Source organism: Janthinobacterium sp. TPC_1 (genome assembly GCF_056037845.1).
This window is the reverse complement of the sequence record NZ_CP195157.1, coordinates 6,039,004-6,065,145: the sequence shown is the minus strand read 5'-3', so window position 1 is coordinate 6,065,145 and position 26,142 is coordinate 6,039,004. Positions and strand designations below refer to the sequence as shown.

General features: G+C 63.4%; 20 protein-coding genes, 3 tRNA genes and 5 pseudogenes. 18 read left to right on the top strand and 10 right to left on the bottom strand.

Features of this window, described 5'->3' with window-relative positions; translation table 11 throughout:
- Positions 1–98 precede the first annotated feature (98 nt).
- The 6 genes and pseudogenes from ACQVLG_RS29515 to ACQVLG_RS29490 all read left to right on the top strand — a co-directional run bounded on the left by ACQVLG_RS29515 (position 99) and on the right by ACQVLG_RS29490 (position 4,997).
- Positions 99–1,259 (top strand): ATP phosphoribosyltransferase regulatory subunit, encoded by a 1,161-nt coding sequence (locus tag ACQVLG_RS29515; protein WP_035820702.1) that lies wholly within the window; start codon positions 99–101, stop codon positions 1,257–1,259.
- 3 nt (positions 1,260–1,262) lie between these two features.
- Positions 1,263–2,575, top strand: a pseudogene (locus tag ACQVLG_RS29510) (adenylosuccinate synthase).
- A 66-nt stretch (positions 2,576–2,641) separates the two neighbouring features.
- A pseudogene (locus ACQVLG_RS29505) lies at positions 2,642–3,188 on the top strand (phosphoribosyltransferase).
- 65 nt (positions 3,189–3,253) lie between these two features.
- Positions 3,254–3,763, top strand: coding sequence for a GNAT family N-acetyltransferase (locus tag ACQVLG_RS29500; RefSeq protein WP_474292131.1), 510 nt, complete (start codon positions 3,254–3,256; stop codon positions 3,761–3,763).
- Positions 3,760–4,695 carry a WD40 repeat domain-containing protein gene (locus ACQVLG_RS29495; protein ID WP_474292130.1) on the top strand — a complete coding sequence of 312 codons (936 nt, stop codon included), beginning with the start codon at positions 3,760–3,762 and terminating at the stop codon, positions 4,693–4,695. The genes ACQVLG_RS29500 and ACQVLG_RS29495 overlap by 4 nt, the downstream gene beginning before the upstream one ends.
- The gene (locus ACQVLG_RS29490) at positions 4,692–4,997 is read left to right on the top strand and encodes an NIPSNAP family protein (protein WP_034752016.1); all 306 of its coding nucleotides are present in this window, start codon (positions 4,692–4,694) and stop codon (positions 4,995–4,997) included. Before ACQVLG_RS29495 ends, ACQVLG_RS29490 begins: the two co-directional genes overlap by 4 nt.
- 6 nt (positions 4,998–5,003) lie before the next feature.
- Here the strand turns inward: ACQVLG_RS29490 and ACQVLG_RS29485 are convergent, their stop codons facing one another.
- The 6 genes and pseudogenes from ACQVLG_RS29485 to uvrB all read right to left on the bottom strand — a co-directional run bounded on the left by ACQVLG_RS29485 (position 5,004) and on the right by uvrB (position 12,454).
- Entirely contained in the window at positions 5,004–5,663 is a 660-nt protein-coding gene (locus ACQVLG_RS29485; protein ID WP_474292129.1) for a glutathione S-transferase family protein, read from the bottom strand.
- Between the two features lie 136 nt (positions 5,664–5,799).
- Positions 5,800–6,861 (bottom strand): AI-2E family transporter, encoded by a 1,062-nt coding sequence (locus ACQVLG_RS29480; protein WP_230542150.1) that lies wholly within the window; start codon positions 6,859–6,861, stop codon positions 5,800–5,802.
- A 281-nt stretch (positions 6,862–7,142) separates the two neighbouring features.
- Positions 7,143–8,570, bottom strand: a complete 1,428-nt coding sequence (locus ACQVLG_RS29475) for a Dyp-type peroxidase (RefSeq protein ID WP_474292128.1) — start codon at positions 8,568–8,570, stop codon at positions 7,143–7,145.
- A 75-nt stretch (positions 8,571–8,645) separates the two neighbouring features.
- Positions 8,646–9,104, bottom strand: a complete 459-nt coding sequence (locus ACQVLG_RS29470) for a hypothetical protein (RefSeq protein ID WP_474292127.1) — start codon at positions 9,102–9,104, stop codon at positions 8,646–8,648.
- A 289-nt stretch (positions 9,105–9,393) separates the two neighbouring features.
- Positions 9,394–10,071, bottom strand: coding sequence for a hypothetical protein (locus tag ACQVLG_RS29465; RefSeq protein ID WP_474292126.1), 678 nt, complete (start codon positions 10,069–10,071; stop codon positions 9,394–9,396).
- 293 nt (positions 10,072–10,364) lie between these two features.
- Positions 10,365–12,454, bottom strand: a pseudogene (uvrB, locus tag ACQVLG_RS29460) (excinuclease ABC subunit UvrB).
- A gap of 112 nt (positions 12,455–12,566) precedes the next feature.
- Here uvrB and ACQVLG_RS29455 point away from each other — a divergent pair.
- The 6 genes and pseudogenes from ACQVLG_RS29455 to ACQVLG_RS29430 all read left to right on the top strand — a co-directional run bounded on the left by ACQVLG_RS29455 (position 12,567) and on the right by ACQVLG_RS29430 (position 15,715).
- Positions 12,567–13,783, top strand: a pseudogene (locus tag ACQVLG_RS29455) (amino acid aminotransferase).
- 131 nt (positions 13,784–13,914) lie between these two features.
- Positions 13,915–13,990, top strand: a tRNA-Asn gene (locus ACQVLG_RS29450).
- A gap of 135 nt (positions 13,991–14,125) precedes the next feature.
- Positions 14,126–14,201 (top strand) — tRNA-Asn (locus ACQVLG_RS29445).
- A 123-nt stretch (positions 14,202–14,324) separates the two neighbouring features.
- Positions 14,325–14,651, top strand: a complete 327-nt coding sequence (locus ACQVLG_RS29440; RefSeq protein WP_474292125.1) for a Dabb family protein — start codon at positions 14,325–14,327, stop codon at positions 14,649–14,651.
- Between the two features lie 92 nt (positions 14,652–14,743).
- Positions 14,744–14,819: transfer RNA gene (locus ACQVLG_RS29435), tRNA-Asn, on the top strand.
- Between the two features lie 185 nt (positions 14,820–15,004).
- Positions 15,005–15,715: an alpha/beta hydrolase gene (locus tag ACQVLG_RS29430; protein ID WP_474292124.1), complete on the top strand. Its 711-nt coding sequence runs from the start codon at positions 15,005–15,007 to the stop codon at positions 15,713–15,715.
- 21 nt (positions 15,716–15,736) lie between these two features.
- Here ACQVLG_RS29430 and ACQVLG_RS29425 read toward each other — a convergent pair whose 3' ends face one another.
- The 4 genes from ACQVLG_RS29425 to ACQVLG_RS29410 all read right to left on the bottom strand — a co-directional run bounded on the left by ACQVLG_RS29425 (position 15,737) and on the right by ACQVLG_RS29410 (position 19,071).
- Positions 15,737–16,648, bottom strand: coding sequence for an alpha/beta fold hydrolase (locus ACQVLG_RS29425; protein ID WP_474292123.1), 912 nt, complete (start codon positions 16,646–16,648; stop codon positions 15,737–15,739).
- A gap of 168 nt (positions 16,649–16,816) precedes the next feature.
- Entirely contained in the window at positions 16,817–17,371 is a 555-nt protein-coding gene (locus tag ACQVLG_RS29420) for a hypothetical protein (RefSeq protein WP_474292122.1), read from the bottom strand.
- A gap of 489 nt (positions 17,372–17,860) precedes the next feature.
- Complete coding sequence (locus tag ACQVLG_RS29415) at positions 17,861–18,598, bottom strand: aspartyl/asparaginyl beta-hydroxylase domain-containing protein (RefSeq protein ID WP_230542465.1); 738 nt, start codon at positions 18,596–18,598, stop codon at positions 17,861–17,863.
- Positions 18,583–19,071: a GNAT family N-acetyltransferase gene (locus tag ACQVLG_RS29410; protein ID WP_474292121.1), complete on the bottom strand. Its 489-nt coding sequence runs from the start codon at positions 19,069–19,071 to the stop codon at positions 18,583–18,585. Before ACQVLG_RS29410 ends, ACQVLG_RS29415 begins: the two co-directional genes overlap by 16 nt.
- Before the next feature lie 156 nt (positions 19,072–19,227).
- Here ACQVLG_RS29410 and ACQVLG_RS29405 point away from each other — a divergent pair, with 156 nt between their 5' ends.
- The 6 genes and pseudogenes from ACQVLG_RS29405 to ACQVLG_RS29380 all read left to right on the top strand — a co-directional run bounded on the left by ACQVLG_RS29405 (position 19,228) and on the right by ACQVLG_RS29380 (position 26,083).
- Complete coding sequence (locus ACQVLG_RS29405) at positions 19,228–20,241, top strand: SAM-dependent methyltransferase (protein WP_474292120.1); 1,014 nt, start codon at positions 19,228–19,230, stop codon at positions 20,239–20,241.
- Positions 20,242–20,360: 119 nt separating this feature from the next.
- Positions 20,361–21,020, top strand: coding sequence for a sugar dehydrogenase complex small subunit (locus tag ACQVLG_RS29400; protein WP_474292119.1), 660 nt, complete (start codon positions 20,361–20,363; stop codon positions 21,018–21,020).
- Positions 21,017–22,675: a GMC family oxidoreductase gene (locus ACQVLG_RS29395; RefSeq protein ID WP_474292118.1), complete on the top strand. Its 1,659-nt coding sequence runs from the start codon at positions 21,017–21,019 to the stop codon at positions 22,673–22,675. The genes ACQVLG_RS29400 and ACQVLG_RS29395 overlap by 4 nt, the downstream gene beginning before the upstream one ends.
- Positions 22,672–24,141 carry a c-type cytochrome gene (locus ACQVLG_RS29390; RefSeq protein ID WP_474292117.1) on the top strand — a complete coding sequence of 490 codons (1,470 nt, stop codon included), beginning with the start codon at positions 22,672–22,674 and terminating at the stop codon, positions 24,139–24,141. Before ACQVLG_RS29395 ends, ACQVLG_RS29390 begins: the two co-directional genes overlap by 4 nt.
- A 151-nt stretch (positions 24,142–24,292) precedes the next feature.
- A complete protein-coding gene (locus ACQVLG_RS29385) occupies positions 24,293–24,694 on the top strand; it encodes a GtrA family protein (protein ID WP_070224166.1) in 402 nt (133 codons plus the stop codon).
- An 88-nt stretch (positions 24,695–24,782) separates the two neighbouring features.
- Positions 24,783–26,083, top strand: a pseudogene (locus ACQVLG_RS29380) (NCS2 family permease).
- Positions 26,084–26,142 lie beyond the last annotated feature (59 nt).

The window sequence follows — 26,142 nt, the reverse complement described above, 5'->3', positions numbered from 1 at the left end:
TTTTCGCGTAAAATATCAGGTTCGGCCTCTTGCCTGGCGCGCCCGCCGCTGCCTCGCATGATGCATTTTTTCAACTTTCTTCCGTATCTCGCTCCCTCATGCCGAATTGGCTTTTGCCCGAAAATATTGCCGATGTTCTGCCGTCGGAAGCGCGCAAGATCGAAGAGCTGCGCCGCCTCATGCTGGATAATTTCCGTCTGTACGGATATGAACTGGTGATGCCGCCGCTGCTCGAGTATCTGGAATCGCTGATGACCGGCGCTGGCAAGGATACCGACCTGCGCACGTTCAAACTGGTCGACCAGCTGTCGGGCCGCATGCTCGGCCTGCGCGCCGACATGACGACGCAAGTGGCGCGCATCGACGCGCACCTGCTCAACCGTGCCACCGTCACCCGCCTGTGCTATGCCGGCAGCGTGCTGCATACCCGTCCGTCGGGCCTGCACGCCACCCGCGAACCGCTGCAGATCGGCGCCGAAATCTATGGCCACGCCGGCCTGGAAGCGGATGCCGAGATCCAGGAACTGGCGCTCGCTTCGCTGGCACTGGCCGGTTTCGACAGCGTGCGCCTGGATTTGTCGCACGTCGGCCTGTTGCGCGCTATCATTGCGCAAGACGCCGCCGCCGTGCGCGACGAAGCTGCGCTGTACACCTTGCTGCGCGCGAAAGATGCGCCTGGCCTGCGCGCCCTGACCGCATCCTACGATGCCGTCACGCGCGATGCGCTGCTGGCCTTGCCGAACCTGTACGGCGACATCGACGTGCTGGCGCGTGCGCGCGAAGTGCTGCCGCCGCTGCCGGGCGTGCTGAAAGCGCTGGCCGAACTGGCCGCGCTGGCAGGATCGGCCCTGGGCCGCGCCGAAGTGGCGATCGACCTGGCCGACCTGCGCGGCTACCAATATGAAAGTGGCGCGATGTTTGCGCTGTATGTACCTGGCTTGCCGAACGCGGTTGCGCGCGGCGGCCGTTATGACCACGTCGGCGAAGCGTTCGGCCGGGCACGTCCCGCGACCGGCTTCTCGCTCGATTTGCGCGAACTGGCGCGCCTGTTGCCGACCGCGGAACGGAAGCATTCGATCCGCGCGCCGTGGGGCAGTGCGCCAGAATTGAAGGAAAAAATCGCCGAGTTGCGCAAGGCGGGCGAGGTCGTGATCCAGAGCATGCCGGGTCACAGTAATGAACAAGACGAGTTCGAGTGCGATCGCGTGCTGGTACTTGCCGATAATGGTAGTAGCTGGATTCTTAAAAACTTAGGTTGAGTGATGTCAAAGAAAATTATGGCAAAGAACGTTGTTGTCATCGGCACCCAATGGGGCGATGAAGGTAAAGGCAAGATCGTCGATTGGTTGACCGATCACGCCCAAGGCGTGGTGCGCTTCCAGCGGCCACAATGCAGGCCACACGCTGGTCATCGGCGGCGTTAAAACCGCGCTGCAGCTGATCCCGTCGGGCATCATGCGTCCAGGCGTTGCCTGCTACATCGGTAACGGCGTGGTCGTTTCCGTGCCGGACGTGCTGCGCGAAATCGACAAGCTCGAAGCGGTCGGCGTCGAGGTCGCCTCGCGCCTGAAAGTGTCGGACGCGGCGCCCGTGATCCTGCCTTACCACACCGCGATCGACCTGGCGCGTGAAGCCAAGCGTGGCGATGCGAAGATCGGCACCACCGGCAAGGGCATCGGCCCGGCCTACGAAGACAAGGTGGCGCGCCGCGCGATCCGTATCGCCGACCTGCTGAACGAGAAGCGCTTTGCCGAAAAGCTGGCCGAAAACCTCGATTACCACAACTTCGTGCTGGAAAACTACCTGAAGGCGCCGAAAGTCGACTATCAGAAGACCCTCGACGACGCGCTGGCCTATGTGCCGCGTCTGCGTCCGATGGTCACCGACGTATCGAGCGCGCTGTACAAGGCGCACAAGGCCGGCGCGAACCTGCTGTTCGAAGGCGCGCAGGGTTCCCTGCTCGACGTCGACCACGGCACCTATCCGTTCGTCACCTCGTCGAACTGCGTGGCCGGCAATGCCGCCGCCGGTTCGGGTGTCGGTCCTGGCATGCTGCACTACATCATGGGCATCACCAAGGCTTACACGACGCGCGTCGGTTCCGGCCCGTTCCCTTCGGAACTGCCAACGGATGCGGGCGTCGGCCACCACCTGGCACAAGTCGGCCATGAATTCGGCACCGTGACGGGCCGTGCCCGCCGCTGCGGCTGGTTCGACGCCGCCTTGCTGCGCCGCTCCGTGCAGATCAACGGCGTGACGGGCATGTGCCTGACCAAGCTGGACGTGCTGGACGGTATCGAAACGCTGAAACTGTGCACCGGCTACACCATCGACGGCGTCGCCACCGACATCTTCCCATCGGGTGCTGAAGAAGCCCGCCCGTTGCGTACCGGTGTACGAAGAGATGCCGGGCTGGACGGAAAGCACGGTCGGCGCGAAATCGCTGGCGGCCCTGCCGGCAACGGCGCGCGCCTACATCAAGCGCATCGAAGAACTGGTCGGCGTACCGGTGGACATGGTTTCGACCGGTCCGGATCGTGAAGAAACGATCGTGCTGCGCCACCCATTCGAGTAAGCTGCTGGACACAATCCGCCGCAAGGCGGATTTTTTTAATCACGCTAATAATAAGATTCCACTATCATGACTACCCCACAATCGAACGATCAACATCTCTGGGTCAACTGGGAAGAATACCACCGCCTGATCGAGCGCCTGGCGCTCAAGGTCTACGAATCGGGCTGGAAATTTGACCAGGTATTGTGCCTGGCGCGCGGCGGCGTGCGTCCCGGCGACGTATTCTCGCGCATTTTCGATTTGCCGCTGGCCATCCTGTCGACCAGCTCCTACCGCGAAGACGCGGGCACGGTGCGCGGCGACCCTCGATATCGCCAAGTACATGACCATGACCAAGGGCCCGCTGGCCGGCCGCATCCTGCTGGTCGACGACCTGGCCGATTCGGGCGTCACGCTGGACAAGGTCACGCGCCACCTGAAGGAAAACTTCCCTGACGTGACCGAAGTCAAATCGGCCGTGATCTGGCTGAAAGGCTGCTCCGTCGTGCGTCCCGACTACTTCCTCGACGAACTGCCGCACAATCCGTGGATCCATCAGCCGTTCGAAGACTACGACGGCCTGCGTCCGCACCAGCTGGCGGCGTGGATCAAGAAGGGCGAAGCAGGCAAGTAATTGCGTGCGCGCTTGCAAAAAAAAGACGATCGTGTATCGTCTTTTTTTTCGTCCAAGGAAATGCCATGACCATACTGACGACGGCGCGCCTGCGCCTGGAACCGATCAACGAGAGCCACTACGAGCGCATGCGCACGCTCAACACCGATCCCGAGGTGATGACTTACCTGAACGCGGGCCAGCCCGAGTCGGAAGAGGTGACGCGCGCGGCCATCGCGCGCACCATGGGCCGCTGGGCCGAATGGGGCTATTCGTGGTGGGCGCTGATCCGCCTCGATGACGGTGAACTGGTGGGCATGGCCTGCCTGCAGCACCTCTCCGGCGACAGGGCCAACCCCCTTGAAATCGGCTGGCGCCTGGTGCGGACCAGCTGGGGCCAGGGCTACGCCAGCGAAGCGGCGGCCGCCATCGTCGCGCATGCCTTCAATGTGGTCGGCGCGCCCGAAGTAGTGGCCGTGGCGCACCCGGACAACGCCGCCTCGATCAAGGTCATGACACGCCTGGGCATGCAATACGTGGGCATGGAACGCCACTACGACCTCGACAGCGTGGTGTACCGCCTGGCGCGCCCATGACGGCAGCGCGCAAGCCCCTGAAGCTCGGCTGCAGCTACGGCGTGCATTTCTCGCCCGATGGCGCGCGCCTGGCCGTGCTGGGGCGCGACCTGGTCCTGTGGGACGTGGCGGCACGCCAGAAACTGTGGCGCGGCAAATTCATCGCGCACATGTCGGGCATGGCCTTCTCGCCCGACGGCGGCCGGCTGGCCATCAAGAGCACGACGGGCCAGCTGGCCGTGGTGGATGCCGAGGCGGGCCAGTTGCTGCTGAACTTCCAGAACAAGAAGGATGGCGAAGGCTGCGGCCCCGCGTGGTCGCCGTGCGGCCGGTATCTTGCCGACGGCGGCTGGGATGGCCGCCTGCGGGTGCGCGACGCGCAGACGGGCGAGGTGCTTTTCATGCAGGAGCACCCGGGCCAGATGCTGCGCGCCATGCACACGATCGACGCCATCGATGGCGGGCGGCGTTTGCTGGTTCAGCACGGCGTCAAGTCGGTGGACGAAGGGCAGGTGCAGCCGCCCGACTACTGCAGCGTGTGGGACTGGCCCCTGCAGGCGGGAGGAGGGACGGTGGCGCTGTCGCTGCCGGGCATGATGTCATGTGCGCCGTCGCCGGACGGCGAATTTCTGGCCGTGCTGCACCACGCGGGCGGCACGCAGTATCTGTCGATGTATGCGCTGGCCGATGGCCGCTGTCTGGCCACTGTGCCGGTGGAGGCGGGCGGCGGCACGGGCGACGCCCTGCGCTGGCTACCCGACGGCAGCGCGCTGGGACGCATCGGCAAGGGCAAGCTGCTGTTTTATTGCTGGCCGGGCCTCGACGTGCTGACACAACACGCTTTGATGTATCCCTGCGCGCTGGATTTTTTGCCCGGCTCGCCATTGGCCGCCATCGGCTCCTGGGAATCCGGCATGCTGATGGAGTTGAACATTCACGAGGAAACCGCATGATCACCTGTTATTTGCGCTACATCATCGACCCGTACAAATTGCGGGAATTCGAAGCCTACGGCAAGCTGTGGATACCGCTGGTCGAGCGCTTCGGCGGCCAGCACCACGGCTATTTTTTGCCATCCGAGGGGGCCAGCAACGTGGCGCTGGCCATGTTCTCGTTTCCCAGCCTGGCCCTGTACGAGCAGTACCGCAGCGACTCGATGCAGGACGCCGAATGCCAGGCCGCTTTCCGCTATGCAGAAGAGACGCGCTGCATCGTCAGCTATGAACGCAGTTTTTTCAGGCCTGTGTTTGCTTGATCTGCCTCAATCGCGCTGCGGCGCGCCCAGCGGGAAGAGGTGGCGGTACGGGCGTGCCTCTTCTACCGCGCGGGCAAACGATGGACGGGCCAGCAGGCGGGCGCGGTAGGCGCGCAGCAGGGGCAAGGTGGCGGGAATCGGCTGCGTCCAGTCCGCATAGAACAGCGATGGGGCAGCGGCGCAGTCGGCCAGGCTGAAGTGGTCGCCGGCGGCCCACGTCCTGCCGGCCAGGTGGTTTTCCAGCCAGGCGTAGGCGAGGTCCAGCTTTTCGCCGGCAAACGCGCGGCCTTCACGGGTCTTTGCCGGGTCGCCGGTCAGGGCGGCGCCGACGGCATGCTGCACGGGCGTCATGACGTGCAGGTCGAAATAGCGGTCGAGAAAACGTACGTCCAGCGCCTGCATGGGCTCGTCCGGCAGCAGGCGCAGCGGGCCGGGATGGGCCAGTTGCAGGTATTCGATGATGATGCTGGTCTCGGCGACGTTGCGCTCGCCATCCACCAGCAGGGGAAACTTGCGCAGCGGCCAGCGCTCCAGCCATTCCTGAAGGTGCCGGGGCATGTTCGGCGCCAGGCAGCGGAAGTCGAAAGGTATGGCGTTTTCGTACAGGGCGATGAGCACCTTTTGCGTGTACGAGGAAAAGGGATGGCCGTAGAGGATCAGCGACACGATGGGATCTCCTGTCATTGCGAAAGGGTTGGCAACACGCGCGTGCAGCAACGATAGTGCAATGACCGTATCAATGCAAGCGCCCCGGGTCATGCTGATGTCGGGCGTGGCATTGCCCGCTCCCCAGTGCCAGGCCTCAATCCTCGGCCTGGAACTCTTTGGCCGAGACGAACAGGTCCCACGAGGCGATGAACAGGGCCGCCACCACGGGGCCGATGACAAAGCCGTTCAGGCCGAACAGGGCCATGCCGCCCACGGTCGACAGCAGCACCACGTAGTCGGGCATCTTGGTATCCTTGCCCACTAAAATGGGGCGCAGCACGTTGTCGACCAGGCCGATGACGAAGACGCCGAAGGCGGCCAGGCCCGCGCCTTGCCAGATGGCGCCCGTGGCCAGGAAGTAGGCGGCCACCGGCGCCCAGACGAGGGCGGCGCCGACGGCCGGCAGCAGCGACAGGAAGGCCATCAGCACGGCCCACAGCAGGGGCGCGGGCACGTCGAGGAACCAGAACGCCAGGCCGCCGAGGGCGCCCTGGGCGATCGCCACGAGGATGTTGCCCTTCACGGTGGCGCGGATCACCGTGGTGAAATTGGTGAACAGGCGCTGCTTGTACTTGCGGCTCAGCGGTACGGCGTTCTTGATGCGGGCCGACAGGGCGGAGCCATCGCGCATAAGGAAAAACAGCAGATACAGCATGATGCACAGGCTGGTCAGAAATTCGAAGGTGTACAGGCCCACATTGATGGCTTTTACTGCCACCACCTGGCTCACCTGTGTTGCGCCCTCGGCCAGCTTGTCCTGCAGGCTGGCCAGGCTGGTCAGGTTGAAGCGGTCGAGCAGGTTGATCAGCCATTGCGGCAGCACCGCCATGATTTTATTGAAGAACATGCCGACCGTGATCTCGCCCGAACGTACCATTTCCACGACGCTGGCTGCCTGGTTCACGAGCGACACGGAAATGAGCGACAGCGGCAGGATCACGATGACGATGATCAGCAGCAAGGTCAGCAGCGACGCGAGGGCGGCGCGCCCCTTGGTTTTGGCCAGCAGCCAGCGGTACACGGGCGCGAACAGGATCGCCAGGATGACGCCCCAGAAGATGGCGCCCGCATACGGCGCCAGTATCCAGCCGAAGCCGATGGTGACGATGCTCAAGAGGAGCAGGAACACTTTCTGGTGCAGCGTGAGGGTTTGCATGGGCGGTAGCGCTATGATAGGGGTTGAGTTGGCCCATCATAAGCGAGGCGTGGCGCGCTGCGCCATACAATTGTCGCGCTGCGTGCGCGAGCGCACCTGGCACGCCGGGGGCAAGGCGCTGGCGGCAATGCCGGCAAGCTGTCGTTCCCCGTGTCCGATCCCCGGCGTCCATCACATTTTCAGGTTGGCAACACGCGCGTGCTGCAACGATAGTGCAATGACCGTATCAGTGCAAGCGAACCTGGCCGTTCGCGCGCGGCCGTTTCGCTTGCAGCCGCACCTTAGCCCAGGCTCGCCAGATAGCGCAGTCCCGTGATGCTGGGGAAAAAGCAATACACGCCGCCACGCGTGATGACGCTGCGCGAGAAATGCTGCAGTTCCGTGTTGCCGCTGCCCTTGGGGCCCACGCCGGGCAAGGTGAAGGAACTGACGGCCGGGTCGTTGACACCCAGAAATACGTCCTGGCCGCTGATGTTGAGCGTGGCATTGCCCGCCTCGGGACCGGCTGGACCGACGGCCGATTTGACGAAAGTATCATCATTGTTCCATTGCTTCATCAGGAATTCGAACTGATTGCGCAGGCTGGCATTGATGAAATAGCCGACCAGGCCGCGCTGCTCTGCGATGGGGGTGGCCGGATCATATTCGCTACCGTAGGGCATGGCGCGCCGCACGATGCGGTGGTGGCGGGCGGAGGCGCCCACGACGGCTTCGTCGCGCGGATTGTTGCGGCGGATATGCGCGCCGATCGGGCATTTCAGGCCCAGCGTGTCATCCAGTTCCGGTTGCCCATCGACATAGTGAAAGCGGTTCAGGCTGGCGTCCGGCAGCACGGGGCCGGCCTCGTCCGGCCTGAGCACGAGCGGATTGCCATTGCGCCAGCGCCCGCACATCTTGGCGGCCACCATTTCGGTGCTGAGCCCGGAACTGGCCGCGCCCTGGCTCAGGATGCTGTCGAACAGGGGCACGTCCTGCTCCAGTATGCGGAAGGCGGCATAGCTGCCATTGGTGGACAGTTGCGGCGGCTGCACCTGGTAGGTGCCGCCGTTCTCATTCTGATAGCCGAGCAGGAATTCCCCCGTCATGACGCTGTTGAGCGGATCAGGGTCATGCTCGCGCTTGCGTTGCGGGGCGCCATCGACGTCCGGCTGGGCGATGCTGTCGCGGTAGCCGAAATGCACGCGGTTGCCTGGCAGGGCCACGCCATCATGCGCATACAGTTCACGCCAGCCGGCGGCAAAGGCGCGGCGTAGCTTGACCGAGGTCGCCTGCAGCACCTCCGCCGATTCGCTGACCCACAGGCTCAGCAGCGCATGCACCTGGCTATGCTGGGTAGCCGGCCCCAGGTTGCCGAGCCAGTGTTCGGGGGCGCTGTCGCCCACGTCGCCCACGGCTTTCACGCTGGCCGGGTCGGCGGCGCCCCGTTGAAATGCCTGGTCAAAGGTGGCCAGGTCGGTCGCGGCAACGCCCAGTGCCGACAGGCCGGGAGCGGTAAAGCTGAGGTTCAGGAAGCAGGGCGGCTTGGGGTGGATATGGCGCGCGGTGGTAATGGATGGCAGGCCGTCGCTGCCGTCGAGCAGGGCCGTGATGGTGCGCCGTGCCTGCGCCGCATCCGTGATGCTGAAGATGAAATGGCGCGCCAGGTTGACGCGGTAGCCGCGCAGGATCGTGCCTTGCACGTCGTCGTAATCGATGGTGGGATCGGCCATGCTGTCTCCGGGGGGCTGGGGTGGTGGCTGGCAGGGTGGTGGGGCCGCTTGCGCAGCCCCGGCGTGGTGTTCGGTTCAGACCGAGGCGAGGATTTTCTGGACGGTCTGCGGATAGGCGCTATACAGGCCATTGTTGGGCACGTGCTGCGCGGCGTCGTTGGCCGTGATGAAGGCTTCAAATGCGGTCACGTGCGTGGCAACGGGCATCAGCGCCTTGCCACCCACGACAAACTGCAGCAATGCGTCGAATACGTCGCCCAGCTGGTCCACGAAATCTTCGATGTAGTCGTTGAAGCTGCCGTCATACTCGGTGATCACGCCGATGATCAGGGTATCGGAAGTACCCGTCGATTGAAGGTTGGGCAGCAGATTGGGCTGGGAGCGGTCGAACAGGGTGAAGCGGGCAAAGTGCACGGTACCGATATCGGTGAGGGCGGCATTGATCTTCGCCTGGTATTCCACCAATGTTGCGGCGATGGCGGTCGGATTGGTGCCGGGTAGTACCGGCATCATTAAGCACAGTGGATTTGCCATGGGAGGCTCCTCATTACGTGGTTGTCGGGACGACCGACACTACGCCGTGGCGCCAACTGCGTCAAAAACTATATTTTTACACTTGTTGCTAAATACGCACTATTGCATCATGATAATGATGTGAAATGCGGTCTCATGTGGATAGTTGCTGAGGCTGCTTGACGCCGGTCTGCGCTCTGCTGCCAGGCAGTGCCGGCCTGTTTCTGGAAGCGCAAGTGGCACCGCTGGCGGCGCCAGGTTCCGGGGCTGTTATTTTGGCATGACGGGACGGCGCCTCGCTTCCTGCGCCCTAGAACCGTATCGGACAAGGTGCCGCAGTCCCTTCGCCAAAACCGGCATAGCCGGACCGTGCGCTGAGGTTCAGCGTCATGTTGCCCTTGTCCGGCATGTAGATGCAATATTCTCCGGTCGCCGTGATGATGCGGTAAATGCGCTTGGGGTCGTTCGGCGCGCTCCACAATTCGATGCGGGCCGCTTCGAACCACTTCGGCTTGACCGCCGCATGCGCTTCCGCAAAGCCTTTCGCCAGGCGCGTCTGCGCCGTATCGGGCGGCGCTACAAATTCCTGCGGATGCTCGGCGCGCAGCTGGCGGTCGATGGCGCCGGCCGCTTGCAGGGCCCGTTGCGCCAGGGTGAGGGCGCCAGCCTTGGCCGCGTCTGGCAGCTGTTCTGGCGGCGTGGTGGCAGGCGTTGCCTTGGGTGGCGATGTGGCTATTGCCGGATCGGCAGGAAGCGCCTGCGGGCGTGGCGGCGCAGGCTCAGGCTCGACAGGCGCAACGAATCCCCGTGGCGCTGGCAATGGCGGCATCAGCTGCAGCCAGACGCGCTCATCGTGCTCCACGCTCCTGTGGACTGGCCGCATGACCGCCCAGAGCAAGGCCAGGTGCAAGACGGCAACGGCTGCGACGGCCCAGCCTTGACGGCGCGGGCGGAAAGCCAGGCGGTGCTGCGCAGGGACGGTGCTCATCTGTTTATGTTTCTCAGGAGTAAGATGGCACTAGTATGCAAATTTGCAACAGTGCTGTAAACAGCTTTCGCAAAGTATGCAGCCGGCGCTCCCCGAGGTACCGGAAAACGCGCCCGGACGGTGATTTTGTCAAGCTGTCCTATCCGGCCTCAGGCCATCGTCAACAGGAAGTGCGGCGCGTGGACGAAAGCCCCATGTCCTTTGAATGCCGGCGCACGCGAAATCGTCGAGCTGCAGGGACTCAGTGGGATGGCGTCGGCAGCTGGCTGGTGCTGGGCGAAGCGCCCGGCCGTTTATTTGCCCAGGATCGACGCCACGTTGTCGGTGCCCGGTGCGCCGAACAGCTGCTGCTTGAGGACATGCAGCTGGTCGCGCACCTGCGCCGCCTTTTCGAACTCCAGGTTCTTGGCGTGGTCTACCATCAGCTTTTCCAGGCGCTTGATTTCCTTGCTCACCTGCTTTTCGCTCATGGCTTCGAACTTCGCCGCTTCCTGCGCCACTTGCAGCGTTTCGCGCGCTTCCTGCGGGCTGTAGACGCCGTCGATCATTTCGCGGATCGATTTTTTCACGCCGATCGGCACGATGTTGTTGGCCGTATTGAAGGCGATCTGCTTGGCGCGGCGGCGTTCCGTTTCATCGATGGCGCGGCGCATGGAGTCCGTGATGCGGTCGCCGTACAGGATCGCCGTGCCATTCAGGTTGCGCGCGGCGCGGCCGATGGTCTGGATCAGGCTGCGCTCGGAGCGCAAAAAGCCTTCCTTGTCCGCGTCGAGGATGGCGACCAGCGACACTTCCGGGCAAGTCCAGGCCCTCGCGCAGCAGGTTGATCCCCACCAGCACGTCGAAGGTGCCCAGGCGAAGGTCGCGCAGGATTTCCACGCGCTCCACCGTCTCGATATCGCTGTGCAGATAGCGCACCTTGATGCCATGGTCGCCCAGGTATTCCGTCAATTGCTCCGACATGCGCTTGGTCAAAGTCGTCACCAGCACGCGCTCGTCCTTCTTGATGCGCTCGACGATTTCCGACATCAGGTCGTCCACCTGGCTGCTGGCGGGGCGCACGATGATTTGCGGGTCGACCAGGCCGGTCGGGCGCACCACCTGTTCGACCACCTGGTCGGAGTGGTTCTTTTCGTAGTCTGCCGGGGTGGCCGAGACGAATACGGTCTGGCGCATCTTCTGCTCGAATTCCTCGAATTTCAAGGGCCGGTTGTCGAGCGCGGACGGGCAGGCGGAAGCCGTAGTCGACCAGGTTCGTCTTGCGCGAGCGGTCGCCGTTGTACATGGCGCTCAGCTGGCCCGTCAGCACGTGCGACTCGTCGAGGAACATCAGGGCGTCGGGCGGCAGATAATCGACCAGCGTTGGCGGCGGTTCGCCCGGCAGCGCGCCGCTCAAATGGCGCGAATAGTTCTCGATACCCTTGGTGAAACCGATTTCCGCCATCATTTCCAGGTCGAAGCGCGTGCGCTGCTCCAGCCGCTGCTCTTCGATCAGTTTATTTTCCTTGCGGAAAAACTCGAGGCGCTCGCGCAGCTCGTCCTTGATGGTTTCCACGGCGCGCAGCACGGTGGAGCGGGGCGTCACGTAGTGCGAACCCGGATACACGGTGAAGCGGGGGATTTTCTGCCGTACGCGGCCCGTCAGCGGGTCGAACAGCTGGATTGATTCGATCTCGTCGTCGAACATTTCCAGGCGCACGGCCAGCTCCGCATGTTCGGCGGGGAAGATGTCGATGGTGTCGCCGCGCACGCGGAAGGTGCCGCGGCCGAAATCGACCTCGTTGCGCGTGTACTGCATCTGGATCAGGCGCGCGATGACGTCGCGCTGCGCAACCCGATCCTTGACGCGCAGGGTCAGGATCATCTGGTGGTATTCGTTCGGATTGCCGATACCGTAGATGGCCGAGACGGTGGCGACGATGATGACGTCGCGCCGCTCCATCAGCGACTTGGTGCACGACAGGCGCATCTGCTCGATATGTTCGTTGATCGACGAATCCTTTTCGATGAACAGGTCGCGCTGCGGCACGTAGGCTTCGGGCTGGTAGTAATCGTAGTAGCTGACGAAGTATTCGACGGCGTTTTGCGGGAAAAAGTCGCGGAACTCGCTGTACAGCTGCGCCGCCAGGGTCTTGTTCGGTGCAAAGACGATGGCGGGCCGGCCCATGCGCGCGATGACGTTGGCCATGGTGTAAGTCTTGCCCGAACCGGTCACGCCCAGCAGGGTCTGGAAGGCCAGCCCGTCGGCAATCCCCTCTGACAGCTGGTCGATTGCCGTGGGCTGATCGCCGGCCGGAGGGAAGGGCTGGTGCAGCTTGAAGGGGGAGTCCGGGAAAGAGATAATTGCGCTTTCCGCCTCGCTGGCGGTAGATAATTCGGGCATGTGAATCAGACCTTTGTTAGAATAGTGCTCTGCTGGCGGCCCTGGCGTTGTATTTTGGGGCGCTGTCTACAACTCCGCTGTGAACCTGCTTCCAATCGAATCCAATCTTATCATGACGAACCCAACTGTTTCTGCCAGTCTGTTTAGCGCCATCGAGATGGCCCCACGCGACCCGATCCTGGGCATCACCGAAGCATTTAACGCGGACCAGAATCCCGCCAAAATCAATCTGGGCGTTGGCGTCTATTATGACGACAACGGCAAGGTGCCTCTGTTAGCTTGCGTACGCAAGGCGGAAGCCATCCTGATCGAACAGGCTGCCCCACGCACCTATCTGCCGATCGAAGGCCTGGCTGCCTACGACAAGGCGGTGCAAGAACTGGTATTTGGCGCCGACAGCGCCGTAATTCAAGAGCGCCGCGCCATCACCGTGCAAGCCATCGGCGGCACGGGCGCACTGAAGATCGGTGCCGACTTCCTGCAGCGCTTCGCGCCGGGTGCCCAGGTCTACATCAGCGACCCGAGCTGGGAAAACCACCGCGCGCTGTTCGAAAACGCCGGTTTCGTTGTGAATAACTACACGTATTACGATGCCGCCACCCATGGCGTGAACTTTGACGGTATGCTGGCCAGCCTGAACGCCATGCCAGCCGGCTCCATCGTCGTGCTGCACGCCTGCTGCCACAATCCGACCGGCGCCGACCTGAGCGTGGTCCAGTGGGACCAGATCATCAGTGTCGTCACCGCGCGCGGCCTGGTGCCGTTCCTGGACATGGCTTATCAAGGCTTCGCCAACGGCATCGCCGAAGATGGCGCCGTGGTGCGCCGCTTTGCCGACGCGGGCGGCCCGCTGCTGGTGTCGAACTCGTTCTCGAAATCGTTCTCGCTGTACGGCGAGCGCGTGTGGGCGCCCTGAGCGTCGTCGCCGCCAGTGCCGATGAAGCGGCCCGTTTGCTGTCGCAACTGAAGCGCGTCGTGCGCACCAACTACTCGAACCCGCCAGTCCATGGCGGCAAGGTGGTCGCCACCGTCCTGGCCACGCCGGAACTGCGCCAGCTGTGGGAAGAAGAGCTGGCCGGCATGCGCGTGCGCATCCGCGAAATGCGCAATGCCTTCGTGGAAAAACTGAAAGCCAAGGCGCCAGGCCACGACTTCGAATTCGTGCGCCAGCAAATCGGCATGTTCTCGTACTCCGGTCTCACCAAGGAGCAGGTGGCGTCGCTGCGCGAGCAGTCGATCTACGCCGTCGACACGGGCCGTATCTGCGTGGCAGCATTGAATTCGCGCAATATCGACATCGTTATTGACGCGATCGCCAAAGTGCTTTAAGATCTTGCTTCTTCGGCGCTGCATGCAAGTGCGGCGCTGATGGCAGTAGAAAGTCGGCGATGGCCGTGTTTGTGATGATGCAGTATAAGTCTTGCAAATATGGAACAAGTGACATATAATATTGCCTCTTTTCCCTGATAGCTCAGTTGGTAGAGCGACGGACTGTTAATCCGCAGGTCCCTGGTTCGAGTCCAGGTCGGGGAGCCAGAATTCGGAAGGCTACGTTGAAAAACGTGGCCTTTTTTGTTTTGCGCCGCGGGCCTGGGCGCCATGGCCGGGATAGGAATTTCCCTATGGAAATGTAGACAGCGCAAGATTCGCCCTATATAATACGGCCTCTTTTCCCTGATAGCTCAGTTGGTAGAGCGACGGACTGTTAATCCGCAGGTCCCTGGTTCGAGTCCAGGTCGGGGAGCCAGAATTCGGAAGGCCATGTTGAAAAACATGGCCTTTTTTGTTTTCCGCCCCTGCCAGCAGGACTGGCCGGTGCGTGATCGCGTTTTGCGCTATCCTGAATGCATCACTTCAGGAGCACTTTCCCATGACTTGTACCTCCGCCTTGCGCCATATCGTCCTGTGCGACTTCCTTGACGGCATCACTTCCGCCAAGCATGCCGAGCTTGTGTATGAATTTTCCCAGCTGAAACACCGCATTCCCGGCATCCTGCAATTCGAGTGGGGGCCGAACGTCAGCCCGGAAGGCCTCGACGATGGTTTTACCGATTGCTTTACCCTCACCTTTGCCGGGGCCGGCGCGCGCGACGTCTATCTGACCCATGCGGCTCACCTGGACTTTGTCGAGCTGCTCAAGCCATGGCTGGGACGGGTGCTGGTCGTTGACTATAGCCCCCAGGAAAATCCCGGCTGAACGGCAACGCGCCGGCGAGCGAGGGAAAAATGCACTTTTCGCTGGCGAAGTCTGGACATCTGAAAGTTTGCCCTATAAAATGCGGCCTCTTTTCCCTGATAGCTCAGTTGGTAGAGCGACGGACTGTTAATCCGCAGGTCCCTGGTTCGAGTCCAGGTCGGGGAGCCAGAACATCAGCAGTATCGAAAAGCCCAGCCTTCACCGGTTGGGCTTTTTGCGTTTCAGGGGCCGCATGACACCCATGTCGCCGGCCCTTGATCCACCGCACAGCGCGCCAGGCATCCGGCGCTAAGCTGGAGGCAGCAGGGCGTCTGCGACCCTGTCATCGCCTTCAACTTCCTGGAGAGGCTGAAATGGATGAAGTTACCAGTGCTGGGACGGCAACGATCGTGCTTGTGCATGGCGGTTTTGTCGACGGATCGGGCTGGGAAGGTGTCTACCGGGCGCTGCGTGACGAAGGCTGCCACGTTGCTATTGTGCAAAACCCAACGCTCTCGCTGGCGGACGACGCGGCCGCGACGGGCCGGGTCATCGCCGCGTCGCCGGGCCCCGTGGTTCTCGTCGGTCATTCGTATGGCGGCGCCGTGGTCACGCAAGCGGGGAACGATCCCAAGGTCAGGGCATTGGTCTACATTGCGGCCTTTGTGCCGGATCAAGGGGAGTCTGTCGATTCCTTGCTGAAAAATGCCCCGCCTGGCGCACCGGTGCCGCCGATCTTGCCGCCGCACGATGGCTTCCTGCTGCTCGACCAGAAAAAGTTTGCGGCTGCCTTCGCCGCCGATGTGCCCAGGCACAAGGCCAACTTCATGGCGGCATCGCAAGTGCCCTGGGGCGTGGCCGCCCTGACCGGCGTGGTCGCCACGCCGGCCTGGCGGCACAAGCCCAGCTGGTACCTGGTCGCTACCGGGGACAGGATGATTGCACCGGCGATGCAGCGCGAGATGGCCGGACGCGCGGGCTCGACGGTGGTCGAAGTCGCCGGCAGCCATGCCATTTACATTTCGCAAGCCCATGCGGTGGCGTCACTGATACGCAAGGCCGCTGCGAGCATTGCCGACGACTAGACCAGGCTACGGGACGTTGCATCAGGACTTGGCAGCCGCATCCAATGTCTTGATGATGGCCTCTTGAAATTGCACCGGTTCATCCTGGTGTATCTGATGCCCGGAATGGTCAAAGAAAAACAGCCCCTTCTTTGGCGCCTTCAAGGTGTCGAAATACGCTTGCGTGATTCTGGTCGAGGTCTGGATGTCGTTCTTGCCGACGAAGAAATACACGGGGCAGTCGACGCTCTTCAAGGTCTTCGGCAGATCGATGTGCATGACCTCGTTCCAGACGGGCGACCAGGTCTTTGACCATTGCAGAAAGCCCGTCTTGAAGCCCTCGCTCGTGGCAAATGCCTTGCCATCCTTGTAGAAAAGCCATTTCCTCAAATAGAACATGCTTTCGTCACTGGCAAACGGAAAACTGATGCTGTCCAGCTCCTGACTGGCGGCGGCATTGTCCTTGAAGTGCGCTTTCAAGGCTTGCAGCAATTCCTTCTCGCTTTCCAGCTGGCTCACAACAGGATTCGACGCGAAATAGGCATGCAGCAGTTCCGGGTGATGCTTGACGATATAAAAGCCCAGGACGTTGCCCCAGGAACTGCCCAGCAGCAAGTATATCTTGTCCTGTTTTAATTCCTTGCGCAGAAATTGGATGACTTGATACGTGTCCTGCTCCATTTGCCCGACGGATGGCTGCGTGGGCGACGGATTCAGTTTCAGGGTTTTGCCCGCGTCCCGCTGATCCCATTGCACAATCGTAAATCTGCTTTTCAGGATATTCGTAAAGGCATCCGCGCCCTTGATCATGGAGCTTCCCGGGCCGCCCGATAAAAACAGCAGGACGGGTTTGTTCACATCGTCCGTCCTGATTTCCACTACTTGCTTGATGCCGCCGATGTCGGGCGTCAGGGTGGTGCTGACTTCCGTGGAAACGGGTTTCGCTTCCGCCAAGGCTTGCGCCTGGCATGCGCAGAAGGGAAGCAGGGCGGTAAAGAGTACTGCCAATGTCATTTTTTTTATCATGGTGTGAGGGTCAGTTTCAGGTTGCTTGCAAGGGCGCCGCAGTTGAGCAGCTAGATGTCGCATGGTCTCCATCGGGTACGTCGATATGTCTCCTTGTTAGAAAATTGTTTTTATGGAAAGTATTTGCGTTGCTCCGCATGCAGACGTAGCGCTTCCAGCATTTGATAGGCCGGCTGCAGCTGCGCGGCGATGGCGGTCAGGCAGGCCGGCCGCGGCCACGGGCGCATCGCCGTGATAGGGCGTGCCGTATTTCGCATGCACGCCGCCCCGTGCGCGCATCGTCTGCAACTGCGCGGCCGTGGGGGCGATGCCGAGGCGGGGCAGCAAGTCGCTGAACAGGAAGTCCGGCAATTGGCTGTAGTTGATTAACTGCAACTGGCCGGCGGCCGCATGGGGCCGTGCGGCGTCGAACAGGCTGGCCAGCACCAGGCCCGTATAACCATCGAGATCGCCGGGCGCCAGCTGGTGCGCGGGCAGCGGCAGCTGTGCCGGATGCAGCATGCCGGGCACCATTTGCGGACCGCGCTGGCGCTGGTGCGAGGCGAGCACGGCCAGCGGTTCGCGGTAGACGAACAGGCAGGGCGTGGCGGGGAACGCTTGCCGCAGCAAGTCCAGGCTGTGGATGTGCCAGCAGTCCAGCTTTGATGACAAGGTGGGTCTCCGCGCCGGAGCGGCGCTGGCCCAGTGCCAGGATGGCCTGGCGCAGCAGGGTGATGCAGGCAGCCGCGTCGCCGCTGTCGTGATACAGGCGCAGCAGCGAGTCGATGACGGGCGGCTCGGACATGACTATGCATTGCGGCAAGGATGCCAGCAGCCGGCTCAGCAGGGTCGAACCGCAGCGCGAGACGTGAAAAATGAAAACGTCTGGCGCCAGGCCATCGGCGAGCGTAGTCAGCGCCGCCAGCGGCGTGCGGCAGACGCGGCGCTCCTCATGCGGCTGACGCGCCAGCGTATTGACGAAGAAGGCGTCGCTGAAGACCGTTTCTCCCAGGTCGCGCCAGCACAGGGCGCCGCCGGCCAGCACATCATCGCGTTCCACGTACAGCGGATACCAGCCGCGCAGATCCATGCCCTCGTGCCACGCTACCGTCTCGCCCCTGGCCAGCAGACGTTCTTGCTGGGCAAGGCCCGGCGCGGCGCTCATGGCGCGCTCCCGTCGGCCAGCGCGGCCAATTCCCTGGCCAGCGCCAGGCTGGCAGGCGAGGGGGACAGTCGCAGTTGGGCGATGACGGCCCGCACATTGCCATCATTGATGCCGGGGTCGCCATATTTGGGGGGCGCTTTCGGCACGAAGCCGGCGGCGGCGAACAGTGCTTCGAGCCAGGCGTTGGTGACGCAGTCCAGCACGAGGTGGATGCGCGGCGCGCTTCCCTGGTTGTGTACCGCGTGCAGGCAGCTGGCATCCATGTACCAGGCGTGCCCGGCCGTGAAATGCACGCTCTCGCCATCGACGGTAAACAGCACCTGCGGCGAGGTGTGGATGGGGATGTGGATGCGGATCAAGCCATCAGCCAGCGACGTGCCAGCGTCGCGGTGCGCGCGGATGAGGGCGCCCGGCGCCAGCGCCAGCAGGCGCGCAGAGTTGATCTCGCAGGCAAAGCTGGCGAGCACATCGCGCAGGCCGGGACAGCGCGCCAGTTGCGGCGTGGCGGCGTAGGCGGCGCCGTCGACGGGCATGATGTGGCTGGCCTGGCCGCCGGCCGAACGCAGCGGCACGCAGCTCCAGCCGCTGTCGTAGGCGCCCGTATTGAAATGGCTGATCCATTCGCTGGCGGCGAACTGGTCGCTGTCGCGCTGCAGGCGCGCCACGTCAAAGCGTAGCGGCAACTGCAGCCAGGTGCTGGGCGTGCCGGGCGCCGGCACTACGGCGCGCTCCATTCCAGCTGTTCCTGGACGTCGTTTTCCCCGCGCAGGCGAAAACCCAGCCGCTGGTACAGCGCGCGCGCGGCGGCGTTGCTTTTGTTGACGGCAAGGTGGATGCGGCAATGCTCCGCGCCCGCTTGCGCCTGCAGGCCGCGCAGCACGGCGCTGCCGGCGCCCTGGCCTTGCGCGGCGGGCAGGATGGCGATATCGACCAGGTGCAGCACCTGATCCTGGCGGTCCAGGATCAGGCGGCCGATGGGGGTGTCGCCGTGCTGCAACACCAGATATGCGGCGTGCGGATACGCTTGCCGGTAGCCGTGGCTTTGCATGCGCCGCTGCATGGCGACCAGCTGTTCGATGACGGCGGGCTCGGCCGGCATCTGGCGCAGGTCGTCGCGCGTGGAGCTGTATAGCGCGGCGGCAAAGTCATCGTCGTCGTCGCGCTGGGCGCGCAACTGGTAGGGGGCGGAAAGCGGCAAGGCGTGCATCGGTGCTCCGGTAGGTTTGGCGGCTGATAGCGGATGGCGGCAAATGCGCAGGCGTTTATTTATTTGCTATGCTGCCAATTTTTCCCCGTACTTGCAATCATTTCAAGGAGGCCGCATGCATTCTGTCCGTATCCCGCTCCGCCAGCGGAGCTGCGCATGACGCCGGCACGCGCGGAACTGGCCGCCCTTGCGGCCGCCCTGTGCGATCCGCGGCGCTCCCTGGCCAGCCTGGTCGGCGAAACGGTGCGGCTGCGCCAGCTCGTCGAGCGCCACTCGCGCCTGTCCATGGACCGGCAGGATGGCTTGCGCGATGGCGAGAGTTTCCTGCCCAGCGGCTGGGCCATCTCGCCCGTGCAGGCGGGGCTGTGCGCGCGTGAGCCCTACCGCAGCGCCGCCTTCATCCAGGGCCTGGCGCTGGCCGTGCGCGAGCGGCTGGACGTGGGCGGCGGGCGGCCCGTGCGCGTGCTGTATGCGGGCTGCGGGCCATTCGCCTTGCTGGCCTTGCCCGTGATGGCCGTGTTCGATGCCAGCCAGGTGCAGTTTGCCATCCTCGACGTGCATGCCGAAACCCTGGCGTATGCGCGCGAGCTGATTGCAGCCCTGGGCCTGGACGGCCACGTTGCCGCGTATGTTTGCGCCGACGCGGCCGCCTGGCACATTCCTGCCGGCGCCATGCCGGACGTGATCGTCAGCGAAACCATGAATACGGCGCTGGGCAAGGAGCCGCAGGTGGCCATCCTGCGCAATCTGCACGCGCAGGCGCCCGGGGCGGCGCTGCTGCCGGCGGCCGTCACCGTGCACCTGGGCCTGGACCGGCGCAGCCCCGGCGAACCGTGCGCCGACTGGGGGCGCGTGTTTGCCCTCGATGGTGACGCTATGCGCGCCTGGCGGGACGCACAGGACGGGCAGGGCGGCCGCCTGCCGGCCGCCAGCATCCGCTTGCCAGACGTGCTGGAGCAGGCGCCGCGCTTGCTGACGCGCATCCGCGTGCATGGCGATATCGTCCTGGGCGACCATGATTGCAGCCTGAACCTCCCGCTGGCGTTGCCGGGCAAGCCTGCCCTGGCCGGCGGCAGCGTGCTCGATTTCCATTACCGCCTGGGCGGCCAGCCGGGCCTGGCGTTTCGCCTGCGCGAAACGGCGGAATCGCACAAGGAAAATTCTCAGTAGTAATACTACATTGGCAGACAATTTACTTCTGTAGGATAATATGGAACCGGTTCCATATGCTCATATGCAATGTAACGCAATCATCGAAGTCAATAAAACCATAAGTCTTGCGGAGTCTCATGCACCATCCAGGCAGCGAACCATCTGCATCATCCGTTTCATCCCTTCCCCGCATCAGCCGCCGTCACGCCCTGATCGGCCTGGCCGCCTTGCTGGCGCAGGCCGGTTTCTGGAGCAATCCGCTCTCGGCCGCCATGCAGGCGCCAGCCAGCGCTGCGGCTGCCGGCCCGGCGCCCGCGACCATGCTGTTCTACACCTTGTCGCAAACCATCACGGGACACCGCGACCTGTCCGCCGCGACGGCGGCGCGCATCGAGCAAGCCATGCGCACGAACGTGCCCGGCTTCGCCGGGCGCTTGCCGCAGCTGGGCGCGCTGCTCGTAACGGGCCAGGAAGCCAAGGCGCTGCTGGCGGCCGCTACAGCCGCGGACGCCGGCTTGCGCGAGCTGGCGCTGGCCATCGTTGCCGCCTGGTACACGGGCACCGTCGCCGGCAATGCGGCGCAAGGCACGAAGTCCATCGTCGTCGCGTATGCGGAAGCCTTGATGTACCGCACGGTGGCCGATGGCCAGGTCGTGCCGACCTATTGCAATTACGGCCCCCTGTGGTGGCTGAAGGCGCCGCCGGCCGTGCGCGTCTCCGCGCCCGTGGCGCCAAAACCCGTAGCGGCCCCGGCCACCACCGGCACTCCCGAACCGAAAGGCAAGCAAGCAAAATGAAATCACCGCAATTCAAGAGTAATGGCGACGTCGTCGCCGATGTCGTCATCGTCGGCACGGGTGTCGTCGGCGCCATGATGGCCGACCAGCTGGCCGCGCAAGGCCATTCCGTGATCATGCTGGAAGCGGGCCTGCGCATCGAGCGGGGACAAGCTGTGGAAAACTGGCGCAACATGCCGTTCGAAAACCGCGTCGGTTCCGACTTCCAGGGCCTGTATCCGCAGGCGGACAATGCGCCCGCGCCCCTGTATTTTCCAAAGAACAACTACGTGGAATTGTCCGGGCCCAACGGCAGCAGTTTCCAGCAAGGCTATCTGCGCACGGTGGGCGGCACGACCTGGCACTGGGCCGCGTCGTGCTGGCGCCATTTGCCGTCCGACATGCGCATGAAAAGCGATTACGGCGTCGGGCGCGACTGGGCCATTTCCTATGATGAACTGGAACCGTACTATTGCCGCGCCGAGCAGGAAATGGGCGTGGCCGGCCCCAACGATCCGGCGCTGCAGTCGCCCAGCGAGCGCAGCGCGCCGTACCCGATGGACATGGTGCCCTGGGGCTATGGCGACAAGCGTTTCGCCGAAGTGGTCAATCCGCACGGCTACCGTTCCGTGCCGATCCCGCAAGGCCGCTCGACGCGCCCATGGCAGGGCCGCCCCACGTGCTGCGGCAACAACAATTGCCAGCCGATCTGCCCCATCGGCGCCATGTACAACGGCATCCACCACGTGGAACGTGCCGAGCTGAAGGGCGCTGGCGTGCTGGCCGAGGCCGTCGTCTACCGCATCGACACGGACCAGAGCAACCGCGTCACGGCCGTGCACTGGTATGACGCCAAGAAACAATCGCACATGGCGACGGGCAAAGCCTTCGTGATTGCCTGCAATGGCATCGAAACGCCGCGTTTGCTGCTGCTGGCGGCCAACCGGAACAATCCGAACGGCATCGCCAACAGTTCGGACCAGGTGGGCCGCAACATGATGGACCACTCGGGTTTCCACTGTACCTTCCTCGCCAATGAGCCGATCTGGACGGGACGTGGCCCCGCGCAGAGCAGCTGCCTGGTGGGACCGCGCGACGGCGCCTTCCGCGCGCAGTATTCGGCGAACAAGATGATCCTGAACAATATCACCCGCGTGGGACCTGCTACGCAGCAATCGCTGAAGCTGGGCCTGGTGGGCAAGGACCTCGACGACGAGATCCGCCGCCGCGCCGCGTTCGGCGTCGATCTGTCGATCAGCCTGGAACCCTTGCCCGAGGCGCACAACCGCTTGACCTTGAGCAAGACGCGCAAGGATCCGCTGGGACTGGCCTGTCCCGACATCTACTATGACGTGGGCGACTACGTGCGCGATGGCGCAAAGGCCGCGCATGCGCAGCTGGAACACATCGGCAAGCTGTTCGGCGCCGTGGAATTCCATATCACCGACAGCCTGAATGCGAACAACCACATCATGGGCGGCGTCATCATGGGTTCGAACCGCGCTGACTCCGTCGTCGACGGCAATTGCCGCGCCCACGACCATGCCAACCTGTGGCTGCCGGGCGGCGGCGCCATGCCGTCGGCCAGCGTCGTCAACACGACACTCAGCATGGCCGCGCTCGGCTTGCGTGCGGCCGACGACATCGCCCGCACCCTGGCAAGGGAGGCCGCATGATGCGCCGTTTCTTGCTGGGCCTGACCCTGGCGGCCGGCTTGCCGCTGGCCGCGCGTGCTTTACCACCTGTGCCGCCGGCGCCGCCCGTCACCCTGACGCCGGACCGTCCGGCCGCGCCTGCCGCTGCCCAGTCCGATGCGCGGCTGGAGCGGGGCCGCTACCTGGCCATCGCGGCCGATTGCATGGCTTGCCATACGGCAGCGGGCGGCAAGCCGTATGCGGGCGGCTACGCCATCGACTCGCCGCTGGGCACGATTTATGCCACGAATATCACGCCGTCGAAAAAAGGCGGCATCGGGCATTACAGCGAAGCGGACTTTGCGCGCGCCCTGCGCGCAGGCGTGCGCGCCGATGGCAGCCATCTGTATCCGGCCATGCCCTACACCAGCTACGCGCAGCTGACGGACGGGGACGTGGGCGACCTGTATTACTACTTCATGCAGGCAGTCAAACCCGTCGATGAACCGGCGCGCCAGACGGCCTTGCCATTCCCGTTCAATGTGCGCCTGTCGATGCTGGGCTGGAACACCTTGTTCCTCGACAATAAACGCTTTGTGCCAGATCCAGGCAAGAGCGCGCAGATCAACCGCGGCGCCTACCTGGCCGAAGGCCTGGCGCACTGCAGCGCCTGCCATACGCCGCGCAACGCGCTGATGGCGGAAATCGGCAGCCAGACCCTGGCGGGCGCCTCGCTCGGTTCCTGGCATGCGCCGAACATCACGTCCGACAAGGTTAGCGGCATCGGCGCGTGGACGGATGCGGAGCTCACGGCCTACCTGAAGACGGGCCACGTGGAAGGCAAGGGACAGGCGGCGGGCGGCATGGCCGAAGCTATCCAGAACAGCCTGCAATTCTTGCGCGACGATGACGTGGCCGCCATCGTCGCGTGGCTGCGTACGATGCCGCCCGTGCGCGCGCCGGGGCAGACCAAGGCCGCCTTCAGCCATGGCAGCGCGGCCAGCGAAGAACCGCTGCTGCGCGGCATGGCCAGTTCCACCGAGCACCACTCGCTCAACAGCGGCGCCGTGCTGTTTTCCGGCTATTGCGCCAGCTGCCATTCGGCCAGCGGCGCCGGCAGCACGGGGCAAAGCTATCCGGCCCTGTTCAACAACACGGCGACGGGCGGCAGCACGCCAGCCAACCTGGTCTCGGCCATCCTGTTTGGCGTCGAGCGCAAGATCGAAGGGGAAGAGCACGAAGCGTTCATGCCCCGCTTCGACCAGCGCTCGTACGTGCAACCGTTGACGGACGAGCAGATCGCTTCGATCGCCAATTACGTGCTGAAACAGTATGGCAACCCGGAAGTGTCCGTCACGCCCGCCTACGTGGCGCAGGCGCGCAGCGGCGGCGAAAAACCGCTGCTGGCGCGGGCGCAGCCATTCATGCTGCCGGGCGGCATCGTGGGCATCTTGCTGCTGATCGCGCTGTGCGTGTGGCTGCGCCGGCGCCGTCAAGTCAAGAAATAGGCATCGGAGCCGTGGAGTAGCGGCGGCGAATATGAACGTTGGGCGCAACTTGCAGTAAAATGCAGGCTGAAAAATGGTTACGAGCAATCGTAGCCATTTTTTATTCTGGCCCGATCCTGGCGATTGTTATCGTCTTATTTGAAAATTGACAATGTCCCATTCCCTGCATCACCAATTTTTGCGTTTCGCCGCCGTCGGCGCTTCCGGCACGGCCGTGCAATACAGCGTGCTGTGGGGCGGCGTGGAATGGGCCGGCATCAGCGCCGCCGCCGCGTCCGGCATCGGCTACATCCTCGGCTCCGTCGTCAACTACCTCCTCAATTACTTTTTCACGTTTAAGAGCGACAAGGGGCATGGCGAGGCGGCGTCCAAGTATTTCACCCTGCTGGGCATAGGCTGGTGCATCAATACGGGCCTGATGTGGCTGCTGGTACACCAGCTGGGCTGGTATTACTGGCTGGCGCAGGTGCTGGCGACGGGCATCGGGCTGGTGTGGAATTTCGCGGGCAGCCGCTGGTGGGCCTTCAAGCCGGCCGGCGCGCCGGGCAAGTAAGCAAGTAAGCAAGTAAGTAGTTGCAAGAAAAAAAGATGCGCATAGTCCAAGAGCAGGCGCGCGGTTTTACCAAAACAAGGGGTTAATCATGCAGTTCCTGGAACGCTATTTCAAACTGAAGGACAACGGAACCAATGTGCGCACGGAGCTGCTGGCCGGCCTGACCACGTTCCTGACGATGGCCTACATCATCTTCGTCAACCCGACCATCCTCGGCGACGCAGGCATGCCGAAAGACTCCGTCTTCGTTGCCACCTGTCTGGCGGCCGCCATCGGCACCCTGATCATGGGCCTGTACGCGAATTACCCGATCGCGCTGGCGCCGGGCATGGGCTTGAACGCGTATTTTTCGTATGCGGTGGTGAAGGGCATGGGCATGAGCTGGGAAGTGGCGCTGGGCGCCGTCTTCATTTCCGGCTGCCTGTTCATCCTGGTGAGCCTGTTCAAGATACGCGAGATGATCATCAACAGCATCCCGCCCGCGCTGCGCACGGCCATCACGGTCGGTATCGGCCTGTTCCTGGCCATCATTTCGCTGAAAAGCGCCGGTATCGTGGTGTCGAACCCCGCCACCATCATCGCGCTGGGCGATTTGCACAAGGCGGCGCCCATCCTGGCCATCCTCGGTTTCTTCATCATCGTCGCGCTGGACCGCCTGAAAGTGCCGGGCGCCATCCTGATCGGCATCCTCACCATCACCATCGCCAGTTTCTTCGTCGGCGGCAACCAGTTCAACGGCATCGTTTCGGCGCCGCCCGCCATCGAACCGACCCTGTTCAAGCTCGACATCATGGGCGCGCTGTCGATCGGCATCGTCAACGTGGTGCTGGTATTTTTCCTGGTGGAATTGTTCGATGCGACGGGCACCCTGATGGGCGTGGCCAACCGTGCTGGTTTGTTGAAAGACGGCAAGATGGAGCGCATGAACAAGGCCTTGCTGGCCGACAGTACGGCCATCGCGGCCGGCGCCTGCCTGGGCACGTCGAGCACCACGGCCTTCGTGGAAAGCGCTGCCGGCGTGCAGGCGGGCGGCCGCACGGGCTTGACGGCCGTCGCCGTGGCGCTGCTGTTCCTGGGCAGCCTGTTCTTTGCTCCGCTGGCGCACACACGGTGCCGCCGTATGCGACGGCGCCCGCGCTGCTGTACGTGGCTTGCCTGATGCTGCGCGAACTGACCTTCATCGACTGGGATGACAGCACGGAAAGCATCCCTGCCGCCATCACGGCGCTGATGATGCCGTTTACGTATTCGGTGGCCAGCGGCGTGGCGTTCGGCTTCATCACCTATGCGGTATTGAAACTGTTGACGGGCAAGGGCAAGCAGGTATCGGTGGTGGCCTACATCATCGCCGCCATCTTCCTGTTCAAGTTCATCTACCTGGGCGAATAGCCAGTTCGCCAGCAAGCAGTGACAAGGCCGCCCGTGCACCAGCAGGGCGGCCTTTTTTT

What these genes read in the sequence shown, in the direction of transcription:
- ACQVLG_RS29470 (WP_474292127.1), bottom strand. Translation starts at nt 9,104, where the DNA reads ATGGCAAATCCACTGTGCTTAATGATGCCGGTACTACCCGGCACCAAT.
- ACQVLG_RS29395 (WP_474292118.1), top strand. Translation starts at nt 21,017, where the DNA reads ATGAAATCACCGCAATTCAAGAGTAATGGCGACGTCGTCGCCGATGTC.
- ACQVLG_RS29430 (WP_474292124.1), top strand. Translation starts at nt 15,005, where the DNA reads ATGGATGAAGTTACCAGTGCTGGGACGGCAACGATCGTGCTTGTGCAT.
- ACQVLG_RS29400 (WP_474292119.1), top strand. Translation starts at nt 20,361, where the DNA reads ATGCACCATCCAGGCAGCGAACCATCTGCATCATCCGTTTCATCCCTT.
- ACQVLG_RS29465 (WP_474292126.1), bottom strand. Translation starts at nt 10,071, where the DNA reads ATGAGCACCGTCCCTGCGCAGCACCGCCTGGCTTTCCGCCCGCGCCGT.
- ACQVLG_RS29490 (WP_034752016.1), top strand. Translation starts at nt 4,692, where the DNA reads ATGATCACCTGTTATTTGCGCTACATCATCGACCCGTACAAATTGCGG.
- ACQVLG_RS29405 (WP_474292120.1), top strand. Translation starts at nt 19,228, where the DNA reads ATGACGCCGGCACGCGCGGAACTGGCCGCCCTTGCGGCCGCCCTGTGC.
- ACQVLG_RS29500 (WP_474292131.1), top strand. Translation starts at nt 3,254, where the DNA reads ATGACCATACTGACGACGGCGCGCCTGCGCCTGGAACCGATCAACGAG.
- ACQVLG_RS29475 (WP_474292128.1), bottom strand. Translation starts at nt 8,570, where the DNA reads ATGGCCGATCCCACCATCGATTACGACGACGTGCAAGGCACGATCCTG.
- ACQVLG_RS29390 (WP_474292117.1), top strand. Translation starts at nt 22,672, where the DNA reads ATGATGCGCCGTTTCTTGCTGGGCCTGACCCTGGCGGCCGGCTTGCCG.
- ACQVLG_RS29480 (WP_230542150.1), bottom strand. Translation starts at nt 6,861, where the DNA reads ATGCAAACCCTCACGCTGCACCAGAAAGTGTTCCTGCTCCTCTTGAGC.
- ACQVLG_RS29515 (WP_035820702.1), top strand. Translation starts at nt 99, where the DNA reads ATGCCGAATTGGCTTTTGCCCGAAAATATTGCCGATGTTCTGCCGTCG.
- ACQVLG_RS29385 (WP_070224166.1), top strand. Translation starts at nt 24,293, where the DNA reads ATGTCCCATTCCCTGCATCACCAATTTTTGCGTTTCGCCGCCGTCGGC.
- ACQVLG_RS29495 (WP_474292130.1), top strand. Translation starts at nt 3,760, where the DNA reads ATGACGGCAGCGCGCAAGCCCCTGAAGCTCGGCTGCAGCTACGGCGTG.
- ACQVLG_RS29440 (WP_474292125.1), top strand. Translation starts at nt 14,325, where the DNA reads ATGACTTGTACCTCCGCCTTGCGCCATATCGTCCTGTGCGACTTCCTT.
- ACQVLG_RS29410 (WP_474292121.1), bottom strand. Translation starts at nt 19,071, where the DNA reads ATGCACGCCTTGCCGCTTTCCGCCCCCTACCAGTTGCGCGCCCAGCGC.
- ACQVLG_RS29415 (WP_230542465.1), bottom strand. Translation starts at nt 18,598, where the DNA reads ATGGAGCGCGCCGTAGTGCCGGCGCCCGGCACGCCCAGCACCTGGCTG.